The organism is Pantoea sp. ICBG 828 (genome assembly GCF_002928355.1).
Lineage (GTDB): Bacteria > Pseudomonadota > Gammaproteobacteria > Enterobacterales > Enterobacteriaceae > Pantoea > Pantoea dispersa.
The window spans coordinates 832677-852356 of the sequence record NZ_POWN01000001.1; the positions used below are offsets into that span (position 1 = coordinate 832677).

At 60.4% G+C, this 19680-nt stretch carries 16 protein-coding genes; 7 read left to right on the forward strand and 9 right to left on the reverse strand.

The window, feature by feature from the left end:
- From C1Y43_RS03955 to C1Y43_RS03965, 3 genes are all read right to left on the reverse strand, one after another.
- A complete protein-coding gene (locus C1Y43_RS03955) occupies positions 1–2445 on the reverse strand; it encodes a DUF3772 domain-containing protein (protein ID WP_104187078.1) in 2445 nt (814 codons plus the stop codon).
- Positions 2446–2669: 224 nt separating this feature from the next.
- On the reverse strand, positions 2670–3608 hold the full coding sequence (gene pbpG, locus C1Y43_RS03960; RefSeq protein WP_104187136.1) for a D-alanyl-D-alanine endopeptidase: 939 nt from the start codon (positions 3606–3608) through the stop codon (positions 2670–2672).
- Between the two features lie 224 nt (positions 3609–3832).
- Positions 3833–4420 (reverse strand): Yip1 family protein, encoded by a 588-nt coding sequence (locus C1Y43_RS03965; RefSeq protein WP_021508475.1) that lies wholly within the window; start codon positions 4418–4420, stop codon positions 3833–3835.
- A gap of 164 nt (positions 4421–4584) precedes the next feature.
- Between C1Y43_RS03965 and C1Y43_RS03970 the strand changes: the two genes are divergently transcribed.
- Positions 4585–5160: a DedA family protein gene (locus C1Y43_RS03970; protein ID WP_104187080.1), complete on the forward strand. Its 576-nt coding sequence runs from the start codon at positions 4585–4587 to the stop codon at positions 5158–5160.
- Here the strand turns inward: C1Y43_RS03970 and C1Y43_RS03975 are convergent.
- Positions 5157–5936, reverse strand: a complete 780-nt coding sequence (locus C1Y43_RS03975; protein ID WP_058769478.1) for an SDR family oxidoreductase — start codon at positions 5934–5936, stop codon at positions 5157–5159. The two genes, C1Y43_RS03970 and C1Y43_RS03975, sit on opposite strands and share 4 nt — an antisense overlap.
- Positions 5937–6054: 118 nt before the next feature.
- Here C1Y43_RS03975 and C1Y43_RS03980 point away from each other — a divergent pair, with 118 nt between their 5' ends.
- Both C1Y43_RS03980 and C1Y43_RS03985 read left to right on the forward strand, forming a co-directional pair.
- Positions 6055–7869: a glycoside hydrolase family 15 protein gene (locus tag C1Y43_RS03980; RefSeq protein WP_058781285.1), complete on the forward strand. Its 1815-nt coding sequence runs from the start codon at positions 6055–6057 to the stop codon at positions 7867–7869.
- Positions 7870–8068: 199 nt separating this feature from the next.
- A complete protein-coding gene (locus C1Y43_RS03985; RefSeq protein WP_058775308.1) occupies positions 8069–9181 on the forward strand; it encodes a L,D-transpeptidase family protein in 1113 nt (370 codons plus the stop codon).
- 98 nt (positions 9182–9279) lie between these two features.
- On the opposite strand, the gene C1Y43_RS03990 is transcribed toward C1Y43_RS03985, so the two are convergent.
- A complete protein-coding gene (locus C1Y43_RS03990; RefSeq protein ID WP_021508480.1) occupies positions 9280–10305 on the reverse strand; it encodes a transporter in 1026 nt (341 codons plus the stop codon).
- A gap of 166 nt (positions 10306–10471) precedes the next feature.
- Between C1Y43_RS03990 and C1Y43_RS03995 the strand changes: the two genes are divergently transcribed.
- Entirely contained in the window at positions 10472–12079 is a 1608-nt protein-coding gene (locus C1Y43_RS03995) for an inorganic phosphate transporter (protein ID WP_104187082.1), read from the forward strand.
- On the opposite strand, the gene C1Y43_RS04000 is transcribed toward C1Y43_RS03995, so the two are convergent.
- From C1Y43_RS04000 to C1Y43_RS04015, 4 genes are all read right to left on the reverse strand, one after another.
- The gene (locus tag C1Y43_RS04000) at positions 12063–13262 is read right to left on the reverse strand and encodes an MFS transporter (RefSeq protein ID WP_104187084.1); all 1200 of its coding nucleotides are present in this window, start codon (positions 13260–13262) and stop codon (positions 12063–12065) included. The genes C1Y43_RS03995 and C1Y43_RS04000 overlap by 17 nt on opposite strands.
- A 174-nt stretch (positions 13263–13436) precedes the next feature.
- Positions 13437–14399, reverse strand: coding sequence for a tRNA dihydrouridine(16) synthase DusC (gene dusC, locus C1Y43_RS04005; RefSeq protein WP_031279875.1), 963 nt, complete (start codon positions 14397–14399; stop codon positions 13437–13439).
- Positions 14400–14403: 4 nt separating this feature from the next.
- Positions 14404–15810, reverse strand: a complete 1407-nt coding sequence (gene rhlE / locus C1Y43_RS04010) for an ATP-dependent RNA helicase RhlE (RefSeq protein WP_021508484.1) — start codon at positions 15808–15810, stop codon at positions 14404–14406.
- A 239-nt stretch (positions 15811–16049) separates the two neighbouring features.
- Positions 16050–16442 (reverse strand): YbhQ family protein, encoded by a 393-nt coding sequence (locus C1Y43_RS04015; RefSeq protein WP_021508485.1) that lies wholly within the window; start codon positions 16440–16442, stop codon positions 16050–16052.
- A gap of 176 nt (positions 16443–16618) precedes the next feature.
- Here C1Y43_RS04015 and C1Y43_RS04020 point away from each other — a divergent pair, with 176 nt between their 5' ends.
- The 3 genes from C1Y43_RS04020 to C1Y43_RS04030 are packed head-to-tail and all read left to right on the forward strand — an operon-like array spanning position 16619 to position 19586.
- Positions 16619–17380 (forward strand): endonuclease/exonuclease/phosphatase family protein, encoded by a 762-nt coding sequence (locus tag C1Y43_RS04020; RefSeq protein WP_021508486.1) that lies wholly within the window; start codon positions 16619–16621, stop codon positions 17378–17380.
- Positions 17377–18621 carry a cardiolipin synthase ClsB gene (gene clsB / locus C1Y43_RS04025; protein WP_104187086.1) on the forward strand — a complete coding sequence of 415 codons (1245 nt, stop codon included), beginning with the start codon at positions 17377–17379 and terminating at the stop codon, positions 18619–18621. The genes C1Y43_RS04020 and clsB overlap by 4 nt, the downstream gene beginning before the upstream one ends.
- Positions 18621–19586, forward strand: a complete 966-nt coding sequence (locus C1Y43_RS04030; protein WP_058757844.1) for a lysylphosphatidylglycerol synthase domain-containing protein — start codon at positions 18621–18623, stop codon at positions 19584–19586. The genes clsB and C1Y43_RS04030 overlap by 1 nt, the downstream gene beginning before the upstream one ends.
- Positions 19587–19680: the final 94 nt, after the last annotated feature.

Here is a 19680-nt window from a genome sequence, read left to right on the forward strand (position 1 = left end):
TTACGGTATGGGATCGGATTGCTCCTGTGCCGTCGCCGGCAGCGCGCGGCGTTCAATAATCATGGTCTGTGGCGTCGACAGCACGATGCCCTCTTTGCGCAGGCGCGTCAGGATATCGAACAGCAGATCGCTTTTCGCACCGGAAATCTGGCGCTGGCTGGCGACGTTGCCGGTCACGCTCAGCACAATACCGGCCGGCGTCAAATCTTTAAACGAAACCGACGGCTCCGGCGTTTCGAGAATACGCTCGTTCTCGCGATAGACGTCCAGCAACAGTTCGCGCACCTGCACCGGATCGATATCCAGCGGGAAGGTCAGCTGAATCGTCACCACGCCCTGCGCATTGCCCATGGTGGCGTTACGCACGTTCTGCGAAATCAGCTGCGAGTTCGGCACGATCACCGTGGATTTATCGCCCAGCTGAATCTCAGTCGCACGCACGTTAATACGGCGAATATCCCCTTCGATGCCGCTGATGCTCACCAGATCGCCGACCTTCACCGGACGCTCGGTCAGCAGGATCAGACCGGAGATAAAGTTCTTCACGATCTCCTGTAAGCCGAAACCGATACCCACCGACAGGGCGCTGACGATCCATGCCAGCTTGTTCCACTGCAGCCCCATAATCGACAGCGTCAGCAGGATAATCAGCACGTAGCCGATATTGCTGAACAGCGTCACCAGCGACACGCGCATGCCGATATCCATGGTGGTCTTCGGCAGGAACTCTTTGTCCAGCCAGCGCCGCACCGAGCGCAGCACGTAGATACCCACCACCAGACACAGAATGGCGTTCACCATGTGCGCCGGCACAATGTTGAGCGACTCCAGCCCTTTGCCACCCCAGAACTCAATGACTTTCTGGATCAGCTCAATCGGCGTGGACGAGGCAAACGTGCCGTTGAGCAGCGCCAGCGCGACAAACGCCACCAGCAGGGTTTTCCCCACGGCGCTGAGCAGCGTTGCCGCCTGCTGCAGATAGCGCTCGTCAATATTCAGTGAGGTCTGCAACCGCTTGCCGGTCGCGTTGTTGGTGGAGAACAGGCTTTCACAACCGTCGTTGATCAGATGACTGAGGAAGTAGAACGAGCCAAACAAGATGCCGCACCAGATCACTTCATAGCTGAGAAAGCGCGCCAGCGTGACGTAGCCGACAATCAGCGAAACCAGAATCGCCACGGCGGTGACCGTCAGCGCCAGCTGCACCAGGCCGACGACTGTGGGACGCGCTTCCGGCGGATTGCCGGCCTGCGCCATGCGACGACGCACGCGATTGGTACGCATGCTGATCGCCAGCCCGGTGCAGCCAATCAGCAGCGCCGTCAGGCCGTTGGCAAAAATGGTGGTGTTCAGGCTGGTGCCGACCGTGTAGTTAAACGACTCGGCGGTCTGGAAGATAAACACCAGCGCGGCGGTAATCGGCGGGAACGGCTTCAACGCCAGCGCCACTTCACTGGAGATGCTCGGCAGACGCCAGCTCGGGCGGCGCGTTGACAGAAATGCGCGGCCGAGACCGGCGATCAGTCCGCAGTAAACGCTGAGCTGCACCAGACGGCTGATAAAATCCTGCACGTCGCTGGACACTTCATCGCGGCGCACAAACGCCAGCGAGAGAAAGTTAAAGGTCAGCACCACGGCCGCCAGCGTAGTCAGCGCAATCGCCGCCGCGAGGAAGCTGCGGCGCAGCCGCCCTTCCGGCAGTTTGTGAATGCTGACCCACGCCAGAAACTCTTCGCTGTAACGCCGGCCCAGCGTCATCACCAGCAGTGCCGCCAGCAGCCAGCCGACCGTGCCCACGCGCCAGCCCGGCTCCCACGACAGCGCGGCGGTATCCTGCAGCTCGCTGATAAAGTCGCCAATTTTTTCGCCATCCAGGTCCTGACGGCTGAACAGCGGTGACCAGAAGCGCGGTCCTAAAATACTGCCGGAGTTGAGCGCCAGCTGGCTTTTCAGCTGATCGCGCCGCAGGTTGACGATCTGCGAGGACAGTACCAGCGCCCCGTTTTTGATGCCGTCGGCCTGCTTGATCTGATCATCCAGCTTGCCCTTCTGATTCTCCAGCGCGGCGCGTTTGCGCGTCACTTCCGGCGTCTCTTTCACGCCGCTGTCCGCCTTCGGCGCCGGGCCGAGCACCGCCAGCTGCGCATCCAGCTGCTGACGCTGCGGAATCAGCGCCTGGCCGAGGGTTTCCGCATTACCTGACAGCTCCAGCGCCATCTCATTGAGCTGGTTGAGCTGGTTTTCATTGGTATCGCCAGACACCTGGCCCTTAATTTTGTCGAGGATCTTCTGCATCTTCGGCAGTTCAACCGCCGGATTGACCTTCGGTGCCGCGTCTTCTTCCTGCTGCGCGGGCGCGGCGTTGTCATCCGCATAGCTGAGCGCCGGCGTGAATAACACCAGCAGCAGCAGGAACGGGGTAAACAGAGAACGAAACTTGAACATATGAGTGAGATTCCAGCGCAATAACAGCCTATAAACGCAAGGTTGACCGTGAATGGTCGCCAGTGTAGGACTTTGCCGTCAGGGAAACTATAGGAATGGTGGCGTAAAACATTGGTGCTAACGATAAGAAATTTTGTTCATTTATGCGCCGTTGACCGTCAGTCACGCGCCACCACAACACACGGCGCACTCCTTTGCGCCGCTACGCTGAGTAACGGGTTGCGCTACTCCACGTCCGCACTGCTGGCAAGCTGCGACGCTTTCTGCTTTTTGTACGCCAGCGCGGCCGCCGGCACCGGCGCCGCCTTGCCGGTTTCCAGCCAGTCGCGCAGGCGGTTGGCATCGGCAAAGTGGGTATATTTGCCAAACGCATCCAGCACCACCAGCGCCACCGGGCGGTTATTAATCATGGTACGCATTATCAGGCAGTGACCGGCCTCGTCGGTGTAACCGGTTTTGGTCAGCTGAATGCGCCAGTCATTTTTGTACACCAGATGGTTAGTGTTGCGGAACGGCAGCGCGTAGCTGGGGTGTTTAAACACCGCCGTCTCCTCTTTGGTGGTGCTCAGCTGACCAATCAGCGGATACTGGCGCGTGGCCCTGAGCAGCTTCACCAGATCTTCCGCACTGGAGACGTTGTGCAGCGACAAACCGGTCGGCTCCACATAGTGGGTGTGCGTCATGCCGAGCGCGCGCGCTTTGGCGTTCATGGCGCGGATAAAGGCATCGTAACCGCCGGGATAGTGATGCGCCAGGCTGGCCGCTGCGCGGTTTTCCGAGGACATCAGCGCCAGCAGCAGCATGTTGCGGCGGCTGATTTCACTGTTGAGCTTCACGCGCGAGAATACGCCGCGCATTTCGGGCGTCTGGCTGATATCGACCGACAGCATTTCGTCCATCGGCAGTCGGGCATCCAGTACCACCATCGCGGTCATCACTTTGGTGATCGACGCAATAGGCCGCACCCGGTCCGGATGGCTGGAAAACAGCACTTTATTATTATCGAGATCGACAATCAGCGCGCTGCCGGAGGCGATTTGCGGCTGGGCAATCGGCGCCAGATCGGACAGTTTTGCTGCGGCGGCGAGCGCCGGAGTCATCACAGCTGGCGCGGCGACAAACAGCGCCAGCGACAGCAAAGAAATACGCATTTTTACAGACATCGTGTCAAAAAAATCCGGTGAGGAGGTTTGCGCTGTGTTGTAACACAGGCCGCCGGCGTCAGGCCTGATGCGACGCGGGCTGGCTGCGCTATCATACGCGCTCATCTGCGAAATTTCTTAGAGAGATTGTTTCCGGGCGTTAAAAAAGGCGGGCATAACAGTCGCTGCCAGGCGCAGCGGGATCAGTCAGGTCGCCATAGCTGACGACCTGACCCTTATCACGGTCAGAACAAGCGTGGTCCGTAACCCCACAGAATCACCGTCAGCGCCAGCAGCACCTCAAACACCAGCACGCCAATCGCCAGCGTCGAGCCGGAGAAGCGCAGGCTCTCTTCACGGTCAATGTTAAGGAATACCGGGATGCCGACGTACAGCAGATAGCCGGTGTACATCAGCGCTAACGCTCCGGCCAGTACGCACAGCCACACCAGCGGATAGAGCGCCACCAGCCCGCTGATGAACAGCGGCGTTGCCACATATCCGGCAAACACGGTGCAGCGCTGGATGCTGGGACGCTGCGGATAGTCGCGCGCCATCCAGTGAATGACGCGGCCCATCACCGCCACACCGCCTAAGATGATCAGGTAAAACAGAATGCCGAGACCAATACCGGTCAGCATGTTGAGTTGCACGAACTGCCCTTCGCCCAGGTTCCAGCCCAATTGCGTGGTGCCGATAAAGGCGCAGATCACCGGGATTGCCGCCATCAGCAGAACGTGATGGGTGTAGTGGTGCGAAACGCTCTCGTTTTCCTGCTTGATATCACGCATCTCCTGATTGGGATGCGCCAGAAGACCCCAGACATGATTCATACAATCACTCCTCTGATGCGACGGGCTGCCCCAGCGATCAGGCTGTCCAATGCAGGCAGCTTCAGTTCAAGTATAATCGGCGCGGCTGTTTTTGCGGCCAGCGGCACAAAAAAAGCCGCAGCCAGCTAGACTGTTAGCTGTATCGCTTACCCAGGGAGGAGCAATTGCACATCGATATCAATGGATTAATCACCCAGTACGGTTACCTGGCGCTGCTGATTGGCTGCATTGCCGAAGGGGAAACCTTTACCCTGCTGGGCGGCGTCGCGGCGCACGAGGGTCTGCTGCACTTCAGCGGCGTGGTGCTGGCGGCGATGGGCGGCGGCATTATTGGCGATCAGCTGCTGTTCTGGCTTGGCCGCCGCTATGGCACGCGCATTCTGCGGCGCTTCCGCAAACATCAGGACACCATTAAAAAAGCTAACCGGCTGATTCAGAAGCACCCCAGCCTGTTTGTGATTGGCGTGCGCTTCATGTACGGCTTTCGCCTGATTGGACCGATTATTATTGGCACCAGCCGTCTTAAGCCGCTGCGCTTTTTCGTGCTTAACGTCATTGGCGCCGCGCTGTGGGCGCTGATTTTTGTCACCCTCGGCTACTTCGCCGGTCAAATCATCACGCCGTGGCTGCACAAGCTTGATCAGCACCTCAAGCACTTCATCTGGCTGGCGGCGGCAATTGTGTTCGGCATCGTGCTGCGCTTTGTGATTCGCCGCTGGAACCGCCGCCGCGCCGGTTAACTGTGGTAACCCTTGAACTGCGGGTTGGCCAGCATGAAGCCGCCGTCGACCACGAATGACTGCCCGGTGGTGTAAGTGGCCCATTCCGAGCACAGCCACGCCACCAGACTGGCGATTTCGCGCGTATCGCCAGGGCGGCCAATCGGGATTTCCGGCATGCGCCGGCTGTGCGCCTCGCTGTTGCTCATGTCGTTCATCGGCGTAGCGATGGCGCCCGGCGCCACGGCATTCACCAGAATGTGATGCGGCAGCAGGCTCAGCGCCATCGATTTGGTCAGCCCGCCAAGCGCATGTTTGGCTGCGGTGTAAGCGGCGGCATCCGGCAGCGGCGTATGCTCATGCACCGAGGTGATGTTAATGATGCGCCCGCCGTCGCCCTGATCGACCATATGCCGTGCGGCAATCTGGCCGCAGACAAAGGCGCCGTCAACGTCAACGGTAAAGACTTTACGCCAGTCCTCAAAGCTCACATCGAGAAAATCGGCTTTGGTCATCACGCCGGCATTGTTCACCAGCACATCAATGCGACCCAGCGAGTTGATCAGCTGCGCCAGCTGCTGCCCGCCAGCCTGCGGATCGGACAGATCGAGCTGCCGCACCTGGGCCAGCTGGCCTTTGCTCTCCACCAGCCGCGCGGTCTCCTGCGCGCCCTCTTCATCCGAGCGCCAGGTAATGCCGACGGTGTAGCCGGCCTCAGCCAGCATCACGGCGCAGCTGCGTCCAATCCCCGAATCTGAAGCGGTCACTACGGCGACTTTCTGTTTGCCCAGTGTCATAACGTTCTCCTGCCTGATGGGTGTCTTCACAGTATAGAAGTTATCGTTCTGTGCCACGTCGCAGCCGATTCTGCCGTTTCGTCTATAGTTAACAATCGGATAGCGTTCAGGAGGCAGGATGAGCAAGATTAAACGCAGAATTGACGACCACGGCGTCATCGGTGATTTACGCACCTGTGCCCTGATCGCGAACGACGGCACCATTGATTATCTCTGCTGGCCCGAACTCGATAGCCCCTCCGTGTTTGCCGCCCTGCTCGACAGCGACGAAGCCGGCCTGTTTTCGCTGGCACCGCAGTGGCAAAACGCGCGCCAGCAGCAGCTCTACCTGCCCGATACCAACATTCTGCAAACCCGCTGGCTTGATGAAGCCGGCGTGGCGGAAATTACCGATTACATGCCGATCTGCGACGAGCGTAGCAAAGTGCCGCGCCTGGTGCGGCGGGTAAAAATGATCCGCGGCACCGCCACCTTTGATCTGCGCTGCGCGCCGCGTCACGACTATGCCCGTGCGGAAACGCGCACGGAGACGCGCCCTGGCGGTATCGCCTTTGTCGCCGAAGGCCAGCCGTCGCTGCGCCTGAGCGCCACGGTGGTGATGACGCGCGAACCGGACAGCGCGGTGGCGCAGTTTACCCTGCAGGCCGGTGAGCACGCCGAATTTGTGTTTGGCAACGATGACGATCCGCAGGTGCAGCATATCGCGACCGAGCGCTGCTTTCGCGATACCGTGGATTACTGGCGGCGCTGGAGCAGTCACAGCTCCTATCGCGGCCGCTGGCGCGAGATGGTGACGCGCTCGGCGCTGGCGCTCAAGCTGCTCACCTCGCACCAGCACGGCTCGATTGCGGCTGCCGCCACCTTTGGCCTGCCGGAAGAGCTGGGCGGCGAGCGTAACTGGGATTACCGCGCCTCGTGGATCCGCGATGCCTCGTTCAGCATGTACGCGCTGATGCGGCTCGGCTATGTGGAAGAAGCGCGTGACTTCACCCATTGGGTCGGCCGCTGCGTTGAGCACAGCCACGACGATACGCCACATTTGCAGGTGATGTACCGTCTCGACAGCGGCACCGAGCTGCACGAAACCGAACTGCTCAACCTCTCCGGTTACGCCAACTCGCGCCCGGTGCGTATCGGCAATGATGCCTGGCGCCAGACGCAGCTGGATATTTATGGCGAGCTGATGGATGCGGTCTACCTTGCCAACAAATACGGCGAAGCCATCTCGCAGCGCGGCTGGCGCCATGTGTCCAGCATGATTGACTACGTCTGCGTTAACTGGAACCAGCCGGACGCCGGTATCTGGGAGATGCGCGGCGAGCCGGAGCACTTTCTGCATTCGCGCCTGATGTGCTGGGTGGCGCTGGACCGCGCACTGCGGCTGGGCATGAAGCGTTCGCTGCCGATGCCATACGATCGCTGGGACCGGGTGCGCAGCGAGATCCGCGACGACATCTGGCAGAACTTCTGGAACGATGAACTCGGCCACTTCACCGCCACGCGCGGCGGTAAATACCTGGATGCGTCGATGCTGCTGATGCCGCTGGTGCGCTTTGTCAGCTCGACCGATCCGGAGTGGATCGCCACGCTGGATGCGATTAAAACCCATCTGGTGAGCGACGGTTTAGTGCGGCGTTATAACATCAGTGAGACGCCCGCCGATGCGTTGACCGGTGGCGAGGGCGCGTTTGCCGCCTGTTCGTTCTGGTATGTGGAGTGTCTGGCGCGCGCCGGGCGGGTGCATGAGGCACATTTCGAGTTTGAAAAGCTGCTGAGCTACGCCAATCCGCTGGGATTGTACGCCGAGGAGTTTACCGCGCACGGCAACGCGCTGGGCAACATGCCGCAGGCGCTGACCCATCTGGCGTTGATCAGTGCCGCGTTTTTCCTTAACCGTAAACTGAGCGGCGAAGTGACGCTGTGGCAACCGTAAGAAAATTCACATTTTGGGCGGCGTGGCAAAGAGAATAGTCTGTGAAACGCGGTGTTTTGCGTAAAGTATCTTCAACCAGCGAAAATCCTGATTCCCATCATTGCGCCTATGCACATATAATGCGCAGCGGGTTATTCTGACCCTGATGGGTTCGACACACTGACAAGCCATGAAAATGGCCATAACGACTTGTAAAAACATGAAAAAAAGCATTCGCGCGTTCGCTTCACTCGCCCTCGTACTGGCGGCGTTCAGCCAGTCGGCCTTTGCAGTCGTCTATCCGCTGCCTCCAGCGAATAGCCGCCTGATTGGCGAAAATATTGAAATCACCGTGCCAGACGACAGCAAACTGCCGCTGGAAGCGTTTGCGGCGCAGTACCAGATGGGCCTCAGCAACATGCTGGAAGCCAATCCGGGCGTGGACGTTTACCTGCCAAAAGCAGGCACTAAAATGGTGATCCCGCAGCAGCTGATTCTGCCTGACGCACCGCGTGAAGGCATCGTGATCAACAGCGCCGAGATGCGTCTGTATTACTACCCGAAAGGCACCAAAACTGTCGTGGTGCTGCCGATCGGTATCGGCGAGCTGGGTAAAGATACGCCGGTTAACTGGACCACCGCGGTTGAGCGCAAGAAGAATGGCCCAACCTGGACGCCAACCAAAGCGATGCACGCAGAGTACGCGGCGCGCGGCGAGAGCATCCCGGCCGTGTTCCCGGCAGGGCCGGATAACCCGATGGGCCTGTACGCGCTGTACATTGGCCGTCTGTATGCGATTCACGGCACCAACGCCAACTTTGGTATCGGCCTGCGCGTGAGCCACGGCTGCGTGCGTCTGCGTGCGGACGACATCAAATGGCTGTTCGACAACGTGCCAGTGGGTACGCGCGTCCAGTTCATTGACCAGCCGGTAAAAGCCACCGTTGAGCCAGACGGTTCGCGCTACATCGAGGTTCACAACCCGCTGTCGACCACCGAAGAGCAGTTCAACTCACGTGAACTGGTGCCAATCAGCCTGACGTCCGCCGTGACCAAAGTGGTGGCCGATGCCAGCACCAATCAGGATGCCGTGAACAACGCCATCCAGGCACGTACCGGTATGCCGACCAAAATCAACGGTCAGCCGGGCGAAGCCCAGCCTGCGCCGGTGATGGTGCAGGAGTCTTCTGACGCGATGCCGAAAGAAGAGCCGATGACGCCGCAGGGTGCCACCGCCGTCGCGCCACAGGCCGATGCGCAGCAGCCCGCTGAAGCCGCCCCGGTTGAGCAGGCCGCGCCGGCACAGCCTGCCAGCAACGGCAACAGCCTGTAAGGGTTTGCTGTCGATGATCAAGCCAGCCGCAGGGCTGGCTTTTTTATTGCCCGATCGCCGGGATCATGGTGCGGTTGTGTCGCGGCGCAGTTGCGCGCTCAATCGTGTGGTCGGCGTAACGCCAGCCAGCCCGCCACCAGAGTAAACACCAGCACCACCAGCACTAACAGCAGAAAGCCGTGCGGATTGTTCGCCAGCGGAATGCCGCCCACGTTCATGCCAAAAAAACCGGCTACGATATTGATGGGCAGCGCCAGCACGGTGATTGAGGTGAGCAAAAATAGCGTTCGGTTGCTCTGCTCCATCAGGCGGGCAGCAATCTCCTCCTGCAGCAGGCGAATGCGCTCCATCAGGCTGGCAAGATCGTTAAGCGCCACGCTGAACTCCTCGGTGAAAATGCGCAGCTCACTGAGCGGTTCCCGGTTGAGCCAGTTTGGCGGCCGGTTAAGCAGGCGAAACAGCGCGGCCGGCTCCGGCGCCAGCAGCCGCTGGACGCGCAGCAGCATGCGGCGCAGATGGCCCAGCTCGCTGCGGTTGGCTTTGATCGCCGCGCTCAGCAGCCGCTCTTCTATCGCATCCACCGCCTGGCTGGAGCGCCGCACCACCTGCTCCAGCTGCGCTTCCTGTTCGCCGAGCAGCCACAGCAGCATCGCATCCGGCGCGCTGAAGCACAGCCGATCAATCTGCTGATGCATACGTTCAATCATGCCAACCGGGCGATAGCGCGCGCTGACCATCACCTGCGGCCGGCACCAGATCCACAGCGTCGCATTTTGCGTGCTGCGCTCCTCTTTACTGAAGGTGACGTCATTCAGCACCGCCAGCAGCGCATCGTTTTGCTGCGCCAGTCGGGTGCGCGGCGAGGCCGAATGAATCTCATCGAAAAAATCGTCATCTACGCTGAAGTGGTCCTGAACCCAGCGCTCGGCGCGGGCATGATTCAGGTTAATGTGCAGCCAGAGAAAGCAGCCGTCGGGTAAGGTGTGCCGCGCCAGCTGCGCGGCCTCGCGCGCGTTGAGGCGCTGTGGCGGCGCATCCGGGTTGAACAGGTAACCGTGAATCAGTCCGGCGACTTCGTTGTTGAAGTCGGGCAGCGAGGCAAGCGGCAGGACAGGCTGGAGCATAGCGGCGTGAAGATCCCAGAGCGGTCAGATCCACAGCCTGCGACAGGTCTGTTACAGCATGATGACAGCCCGCGCTGGCATCATCATTCTGTCATACAAAACCCGTATCACACTGCAGTTAACGGGTGCCATTCGTGCATCGTTAATTCACCCCGGGGGGTGTGCTATGGCTGAAAACAGTTTACCTGCATCATCGTCCGACCGCGGACGGCCCAATCTGCACCCGCGCAGCGGTCGCGCGTCGCGCGTGCTCTTTCTGCTGCTGCTGGTGGCCGGGCTGGTGTTCACCGGTATCAATCTGTTCAACGACGTGGAAGAGACCGGCGCGGTCGTCACCAGCTATACGCCGTTTCTGCTGCTTGGCGTGGCGCTGCTGATTGCGCTCGGCTTCGAGTTTGTTAACGGCTTTCACGATACCGCCAATGCCGTCGCCACGGTGATCTACACCCACTCGCTGTCGCCGGGCGTGGCGGTGATGTGGTCCGGCTTGTGTAACTTTCTCGGCGTGCTGCTCTCCAGCGGCGTGGTGGCGTTTGGCATTATTTCGCTGCTGCCGGTGGAGCTGATTCTACAGGCGGGCAGCGGTCACGGTTTCGCCATGGTGTATGCGCTGCTGTGCTCGGCCATTGTCTGGAACCTCGGCACCTGGTATTTCGGCCTGCCCTCTTCCTCCTCGCACACGCTGATCGGCTCGATTATCGGCGTAGGCGTGGCGAATGCGCTGCTGCACGGCCGCAGCGGCACCAGCGGCGTCGACTGGGATCAGGCGGTTAAAGTCGGTTACGCCCTGCTGCTGTCGCCGGTGATTGGCTTCATCTGCGCCGCCGTGCTGCTGCTAGCCATGAAGGCATTAGTACACAATCGCCAGCTGTATCAGGCGCCGGAAGGCAATCAGCCGCCGCCAGCGTGGATTCGTGGCCTGCTGATCCTCACCTGTACCGGCGTTTCGTTTGCCCACGGCTCGAACGACGGTCAGAAAGGCATGGGGCTGATTATGCTGATCCTGGTTGGCACCATGCCGATCGCCTATGCGCTCAACCGCTCGCTGCCGCCGGAGCAAATTCCGCGCGTGGCGGCGTTAACCCAGGTGACCGAACAGCAACTGCTGACGCTGCAGCCACCGCCCGCCGCAATGCCGGCAGCGCGTGAGGTGCTGACGGAATATGTACGCACCAGCCAGAACCGGCCGCAGGTGCTGCCGGCGCTCGGCATGATGCTCGGCGATATCGGCGAACAGATTCGCCAGTACGGTTCGGTAGAAAATATTCCGGCGCAGGCAGTCACCAACACGCGCAACGATATGTATCTCGCCTCGGAAACCATCAAGCATCTGCAATCGGCCAACGTCGCGCTGCCGGAAGAGACCGCGCGCAACCTGACGGCGGTGAAGCACGAGCTGGACGCGGCTACGCGCTTTATCCCGATGTGGGTCAAAGTGGTGGTGGCGATTGCGCTGGGTCTCGGCACCATGGTCGGCTGGCGCCGGATTGTGGTTACGGTGGGTGAGCGCATCGGCAAAACCCATCTCACCTATGCGCAGGGTGCCAGTGCGGAGCTGGTGGCGATGGCCACCATTGGCGCAGCCGATGCCTTTGGTTTGCCGGTGTCGACCACCCATGTGCTGTCGTCCGGCGTGGCCGGTACCATGGCGGCCAACCGATCCGGCCTGCAGCTCGCCACCCTGCGTAATCTGGCGCTGGCGTGGGTGCTGACGCTGCCGGTATCGGTGCTGCTGTCAGGGCTGCTGTATGCGCTGTTTATTCATCTGGCCTGATAGGCTCTGAAGACTGCTGGTGCAGGCGCAGCGTAATCAGGAACGCGCCCAGCACCATCAGTGCTGCCGCCAGATACACCGACTGCATCCCCCAGTGGCCGATTAACAACCCCGCCACTGGTCCGGTCAACCCCAGCCCCAAATCGAGAAACGCCGAATAGGTACCGAGCGCCGATCCCTGATCCTGCTGCTGTACCCGCTTCACCGCTTCCACGCCCAGCGCCGGGAACACCAGCGAGAAACCGCCGCCGGTGAGGAAGGCGCCAATATCCACCAGCCAGCTGCTGTCCGCCTGCCAGATCAGCAGCAGACCGGCGCCCTCCAGCACGAAGGAGATCAGCGAGACCTGCAGCCCGCCGAAGCGCGTGATATAGCGCCCGCACGCCAGCCGCACCAGCACGAAGCCGAGGCTGAACAGCGTCAGCGCGAACGCCGCGCCGCTCCAGTCGCGACTGGCGAAATAAAGGGTAATGAAGGTGGAGATCACGCCAAAGCCGATGGTGCCAAATCCCAGCGCCAGGCCAAACAGCCAGACGCGGCTGACCACGCGATGAAACGGAATGCGCACGCCGGCGCTGACGCTGACTGCCGGTTTGCCCGAGGCCATCCAGAAGCCGATCGCCCCCATCAGCACGACCAGACCGGCAAAGCCGCTGATGCCAAAAATCTGATTCAGCAGCACGCCCAGCGGCGCACCAATCGCCATGGCAAAGTAAGTCGCCACGCCGTTCCACGAAATGACCCGCGCGGTTTGCCGCGGGCCGACAATGTTCATGCCCCACAGCGTCGAGCCGGTACTGCTGAAGCTTTCCCCGACGCCGAGAAACAGCCGCCCCAGCGCCAGCAGCGTCAGGCTCAGCAGCGGCGCACCGCTGCACAGCGCGGCAATGATCGACAGCACGCCGCTCATGCCGCAGCACACCAGCCCCATCATCACCACACGTTTCGGGCCGTAGCGATCGGCCAGCCGGCCAGAGTGCGGGCGACTGAGCAGCGTAGCGAAATATTGCAGACTGATGATCAGCCCGGCGATAAACGAGCTGAAGCCCAGCTGGTTATGCACAAACCCCGGCAGCACCGCCAGCGGCAACCCGACGGACAGGTAGCAAAAGAAGGTGAAAACGATGACGGAGAGGATGCGTTTATTTAACTGAGCATTACTCAGTACAGCGGCGTCAGACATGGAAGATGGCGTCAGAAACGTGGTGAAAGCGAAGGTTCACTATACCGGTTAGCAGACTAAGGATCGCGGCTTTTTTTGTTATAAAACATGGCGGCAGCGCACGCTTTCACCGGGTGATCGCTGGCTTGCCCGTTAACGCGGCGGGCCTGACGGTTCAGGTACCACCGCTCAGGTTCAGATGCAGGACACCTGGGCCATGCGTGCGGCATGGCGTTCGATGGCGCTGGCAATCTCGGCGGAGACACGCAGCGTGCGGATCTCGCTGAACAGGCCGTCGGCCTCATGGTAGGCTTTGCGCAGATAGCCCAGCCATTGCTTGATGCGCGCAACGTGATAGTTGCCGGTATCACCCTGCTTTTCCAGCTGGGTGTAGCGCAGCAGCAGCTCAACCACCTGCGACCACGGCATCGGGGCTTCGTTGTATTTCACCACGCGCCCCAGGTTAGGCACATTGAGCGCGCCGCGCCCGAGCATGACCGCGTCGCAGCCGGTAATGCGCAGGCAATCCTGCGCATCCTGCCAGTTCCAGATTTCGCCGTTGGCGATCACCGGAATTGTCAGACGCTGGCGAATCTCACCAATCGCCTGCCAGTTGATGCTCTCTGCGCGATAGCCGTCCTCTTTGGTCCGGCCATGCACCACCAGCTCGCTGGCACCGGCCTGCTGCACCGCATCGGCGATCTCGAAACGCCGCGCGCCCGAGTCCCAGCCGAGCCGCACTTTCACCGTGACCGGCAGATGAGCGGGCACCGCCTCGCGCATCGCTCTGGCACCGCGATAGATCAGCTCCGGATCTTTCAGCAGCGTCGCACCGCCGCCGCTGCCGTTCACCAGCTTCGACGGGCAGCCGCAGTTGAGGTCAACGCCCCACGAGCCCAGCTCCACCGCGCGTGCGGCGTTTTCTGCCAGCCATTCAGGATACTGGCCCAGCAGCTGCATGCGCACGCGCGTGCCGGAGGGCGTCCGGCTGTGATGGTGCAGTTCCGGACACAAACGGTAGAAGGATTTTACCGGCAGCAGCTGATCGACCACGCGTAAAAACTCAGTGACGCAAAGGTCATAGTCATTCACACCGGAGAGCAGTTCACGTACCAGCGAATCCAGTACGCCTTCCATGGGCGCCAGTAAAACCCGCATACCGTTACGCGTTCCCGTTGCTCTTCGCTGCCGGACGACGTGAGCGCGCCGGTTTACCCGCGTTGCCTGCCGCCGGGCCGTTATTGCCCGGACGACGCGGTGCACGCGCCTCGCCCTGTGGACGCGCGCCGCCGTTACCGGCGCTGGCACGCTGACCATTGCCGCCGCTGCGGCTGCGCGGTGCGTCAGCCCCCTGCCCCGGCGCGCGGCCCTGGCCACGTCCACGCGGCTGCTGCTGACGGCCATTCTGAATCGGCTCCGCCTTGATGCTCGGATCCGGCTCAAAGCCCGGCAGCGCAATGCGCGGAATTTCCCGCTTCAGCAGGCGCTCGATATCACGCAGCAGCTTGTGCTCGTCAACGCACACCAGCGACAGCGCAGCACCGGTGGCCGCGGCACGACCGGTACGGCCAATGCGGTGCACGTAATCTTCCGCCACGTTCGGCAGCTCGTAGTTGACCACGTGCGGCAGCTCTTCGATATCCAGACCGCGTGCGGCAATATCCGTCGCCACCAGCACGCGAATGCCGCCGGTTTTGAAGTCGGCCAGCGCACGGGTACGCGCGCCCTGACTCTTGTTGCCGTGGATCGCGGCGGCAGTGATGCCATCTTTATTGAGCTGCTCAGCAAGGTGGTTAGCACCGTGCTTGGTGCGGGTGAACACCAGCACCTGCTGCCAGTTGTCGCGACCAATCATCAGCGACAGCAGTTCCCGTTTGCGCTTCTTATCGACAAAATGCACCTGCTGCGACACCTGCTCGGAAGCGGTGTTGCGGCGTGCCACTTCTACCTGTTCCGGGTTGGTGAGCAGTTTTTCCGCCAGCGCTTTGATCTCGTCCGAGAAGGTGGCAGAGAACAGCAGGTTCTGCCGTTTGGCTGGCAGTTTTGCCAGCACGCGGCGAATGTCGTGGATAAAGCCCATGTCGAGCATACGATCCGCTTCATCCAGCACCAGGATTTCCACCTGCGACAGATCGACCGCGTTCTGGTGCGCCAGATCGAGCAAACGCCCCGGCGTGGCGATCAGTACATCGACGCCGCCGCGCAGTTTCATCATCTGCGGATTAATGCTGACGCCGCCGAACACCACCAGCGAACGCATATTGAGGTACTGGCTGTATTCACGTACGTTTTCGCCAACCTGCGCCGCCAGTTCACGGGTGGGAGTGAGGATCAGCGCACGTACCGGACGGCGACCGCGCGCCGCTGCCGGTTTTTCTGACAGACGCTGCAGCAGAGGCAGCGTGAAACCGGCGGTTTTACCCGTGCCGGTCTGGGCGCTCGCCAGCAGGTCACGACCGGCCAGCACCACGGGAATCGCCTGACGCTGGATTGGCGTCGGTTCACGGTAGCCCTGTTCTGCTACCGCACGCAAAATATCGGCATTCAAGCCGAGAGAGTCAAAAGACATGCAGGTGTATTACTCCGAACCGCCCTGATCGCGCTGCGCGATGTAGTTTTCAGGGGGGATATGACGCAGCCTCAAGGCCTGCGTGTGAAAAGGGCACAAACTACCATGCGTAAGAGCGGCAGTGTAGCAGCTTTCCGCAAGAACCGCGACCAGCAAAACGTGAGGGTAATGGGCCGCTGCGCGGTAGCGCATAAAAAAGGAGCCGCAGTGGGCTCCTCTTTTCTTGCTGGCACGTCCGCTTAGCTGCGTTTTTTCTGCACGCGCTGCGGTGGCTCTTTGGCCAGCAGCGACACCAGCGCCGGGCCAACCAGCATCACCACGCCCAGACAACCAATCAGCAGATTGTTGTGGATGAAGCGTGAAATCAGGAACAGCGTCAGCATCGCCGCGCCGAAGTAGTATGTCGTCGTTACTTCTTCCAGAGAGTCACCAAAGCGGCGCAAACGGGCACTACGCTGCAGGGCCAGCATGGTGATGAACACCAGCGCATAAGCTGCCACCAGGGTACTGCTCACTTCGACCAGTGCCTTATGTTTCCAGCCCCATACCAGCGCCGCGATCACCAGCAGGTGGGTCGCAATATGCAGGCAGGTTTGACCGGTAACAATCTGAACACGATTAGACCATTTCATTCTCTTCTCCTGGCAGACCCAACAGGTCGCCCAAGTGTATCTGACCACAGCCAGACGGATTTCCTCAATGTAAAGCAAATTTCGGATAACACCCTAATTTTCTGTCTCCAGCACCACCCATTTGTGACAAAGACTACACTTTGTTCTGTTGATGATGAAAAGGAGCGCGTCGCAGTATGCCACAAAACACGCAAGGATCTTCATTTAAAGTCCTGACGATCAATACCCATAAGGGGTTCACCAGCTTTAACCGTCGCTTTATCCTGCCGGAACTGCGCGACGCAGTGCGCGCGACCTCGGCGGATATCGTCTTTTTACAGGAGGTGATGGGCACGCACGCCATCCACTCCGCACACATTGAAAACTGGCCGGAAAATTCGCACTACGAATACCTTGCCGACACCATGTGGCACGACTTCGCTTACGGCCGCAACGCGGTCTATCCCGAGGGCCATCATGGCAACGCGATACTGTCACGCTTTCCGATCACCGAATACCAAAACCGCGATATTTCTGTCGCCGGCAGTGAGAAACGCGGCATGTTGCACTGCCAGATCAGCCTGCCGGATCGGCCGGAACCGATTCACACGTTGTGCGTGCACCTCGGCCTGAAAGAGAAGCACCGTCTGGCGCAGATGCGCATGATGTGTGAACTGATTGAGTCGCTGCCACCGGATGCGCCCCTGGTGGTGGCCGGTGATTTTAATGACTGGCAGGTACGCGCTAATCGATTTTTACAGCGCGGAGCCGGTCTGCAGGAGGTGTTTAGCATGAAAAACGGTCGCCCGGCGCGCACCTTCCCGGCGCGCTTTCCGCTGCTGCGTCTCGATCGCATCTATATCCGTAATGCGTCGGTGAGCCAGCCGTGGGCGCTGCCGGTGAAACCCTGGTCACATCTGTCCGATCATGCCCCGCTGGCCGTGGAGATCTTTCTATGAATTTCAGCTGGCGCGAAGGTAACCAGCTGCGGCTGCTGGAGAATGGCGATCAATTCTTTCCACGCGTCTCCGGCGCGATTCAGCGCGCCCAGCGTACGCTGCTGCTGGAGACGTTTATCCTGTTTGAAGATGAGGTCGGTAAGGCGCTGCACCGCGATCTGCTGGCCGCCGCGCAGCGCGGTGTTAAGGTGGAAGTGATGGTGGATGGCTACGGCTCGCCGGATCTTTCCAGCCAGTACATTAACAGCCTGACCGAAGCAGGCGTGCGCTTTATCTATTACGATCCGCGCCCGCTGGTGATGGGCATGCGCACCAACGTGTTCCGCCGTCTGCATCGCAAAATTGTGGTAATTGATGAGGAGATTGCGTTTGTTGGCGGTATTAATTTCTCCGCCGAGCACAACACCGATTACGGGCCGGAAGCCAAGCAGGATTACGCCGTGGAGGTGAAAGGACCGGTGGTGCTGGATATCGCGCGCTATGTACAGCAGGCGATCGGCAGCGAACAGGTAACGCGCCGCTGGTGGGGCGCGCGCTCCCAGCGCCTGGCGGTGAACGCCCTGCCCGGTGATGCGCAGGTGCTGTTTGTCTACCGCGATAACGATGAGCACCGCGACGACATCGAACAGCACTATCTCGATATGCTGCGCAAGGCGAAGCAGGATTTGATTATCGCCAACGCCTACTTCTTCCCCGGCTATCGCCTGCTGCGGGAAATGCGCAGTGCGGCTCAGCGCGGTGTGCGCGTGCGGCTGATTGTGCAGGGTGAACCGGACATGCCGATTGTCAAAGTCGGCGCCGAGCTGCTGTACAACTATCTGGTGGATGCTGGCGTTGAAGTGTACGAATACTGCCGCCGCCCGCTGCATGGCAAAGTGGCGGTGCAGGATCAGCAGTGGTCAACGGTCGGTTCCAGCAACCTCGACCCGCTCAGCCTGTCGCTGAATCTCGAAGCCAACCTGATCATCCACGACCACGCCTTCAACCAGACGCTGCGCGATAACCTTGAGCAGCTGCTGGCTGCGGACTGCGTGCGCGTCGATGAAGACAAGCTGCCGCCGCGCACCTGGTGGCAGCTGACCAAAAGCGTCGTCGTGTTCCATTTCCTGCGCCATTTCCCGGCCATCGCCGGCTGGCTGCCTGCCCATACGCCCCACTTGTCTCAGGTCGATCCGCCGGTGCAGCCGGAAATGGAAACCCAGGACCGGGTTGAAGCCGATAACGAAGGAGCGAAACCCTGATGAGCAAAAAGAACCCGCGCTGGCAGTTAGCGAAAAAAATCCTTACCTGGCTGTTCTTCATTGCGGTGATCGTGCTGCTGGTGGTTTACGCACGCAAGGTGAACTGGGAGGACGTGTACAAGGTCATCGTCGGCTATAACCGCTACGTGGTGCTGAGCGCCGCCGCGTTAGTGGTGGTGAGCTACCTCACCTACGGTCTGTACGATTTGATTGGCCGCGCCTACTGCGGGCATAAGCTGGCGAAACGTCAGGTGATGCTGGTGTCATTCATCTGTTACGCCTTTAACCTGACGCTGAGCACCTGGGTGGGCGGTGTGGCGATGCGCTATCGCCTCTATTCGCGCCTCGGCCTGCCCGGCGGCACCATCACGCGCATCTTTTCACTGAGTATTGCCACTAACTGGCTCGGCTACATTTTGCTTGGCGGCGTAGTGTTTGTCTCCGGCATGGTGCCGATTCCGCCCGGCTGGTTCATCGGCGAAGGCACGCTACGGGTGATTGGTGCGGTACTGCTGGCGATGGTGGCGGTTTATCTGTGGGCCTGTGCTTTCGCGAAGAAGCGCCGCTGGACGGTGAAGGGCCAGCATCTGCAACTGCCCTCGCTGCGCATGGCGCTGTTTCAGTTTGCCGTTTCCTGCGCCAACTGGATGGTGATGGGCACCATTATCTGGCTGCTGCTGGCGCGTGAAGTGGATTATCCCATCGTGCTGGGCGTGCTGTTGATCAGCAGTATTGCCGGGGTGATTATTCATATTCCGGCGGGCATTGGCGTGCTGGAAGCGGTGTTCCTCGCGCTGCTCAGCGGCCAGCATGCCTCGCACGGTGAGATTATCGCCGCGCTGCTGGCTTATCGCGTGCTCTATTTTATTCTGCCGCTGCTGCTGGCACTGGTGCTGTATCTGTGGCTGGAGAGCCGCGCGAAGCATTTACGGCAGAAGAATGAGCGCAAGATGGCGGCGCGATAAGGCGTGCCAGGTGGAGGCTGAATAACGCGTAATACATTGCGCCGCTGCGGAGAAGGTGAAACGGGCTGATAAGTACAGACCGTTCACCTCGCCG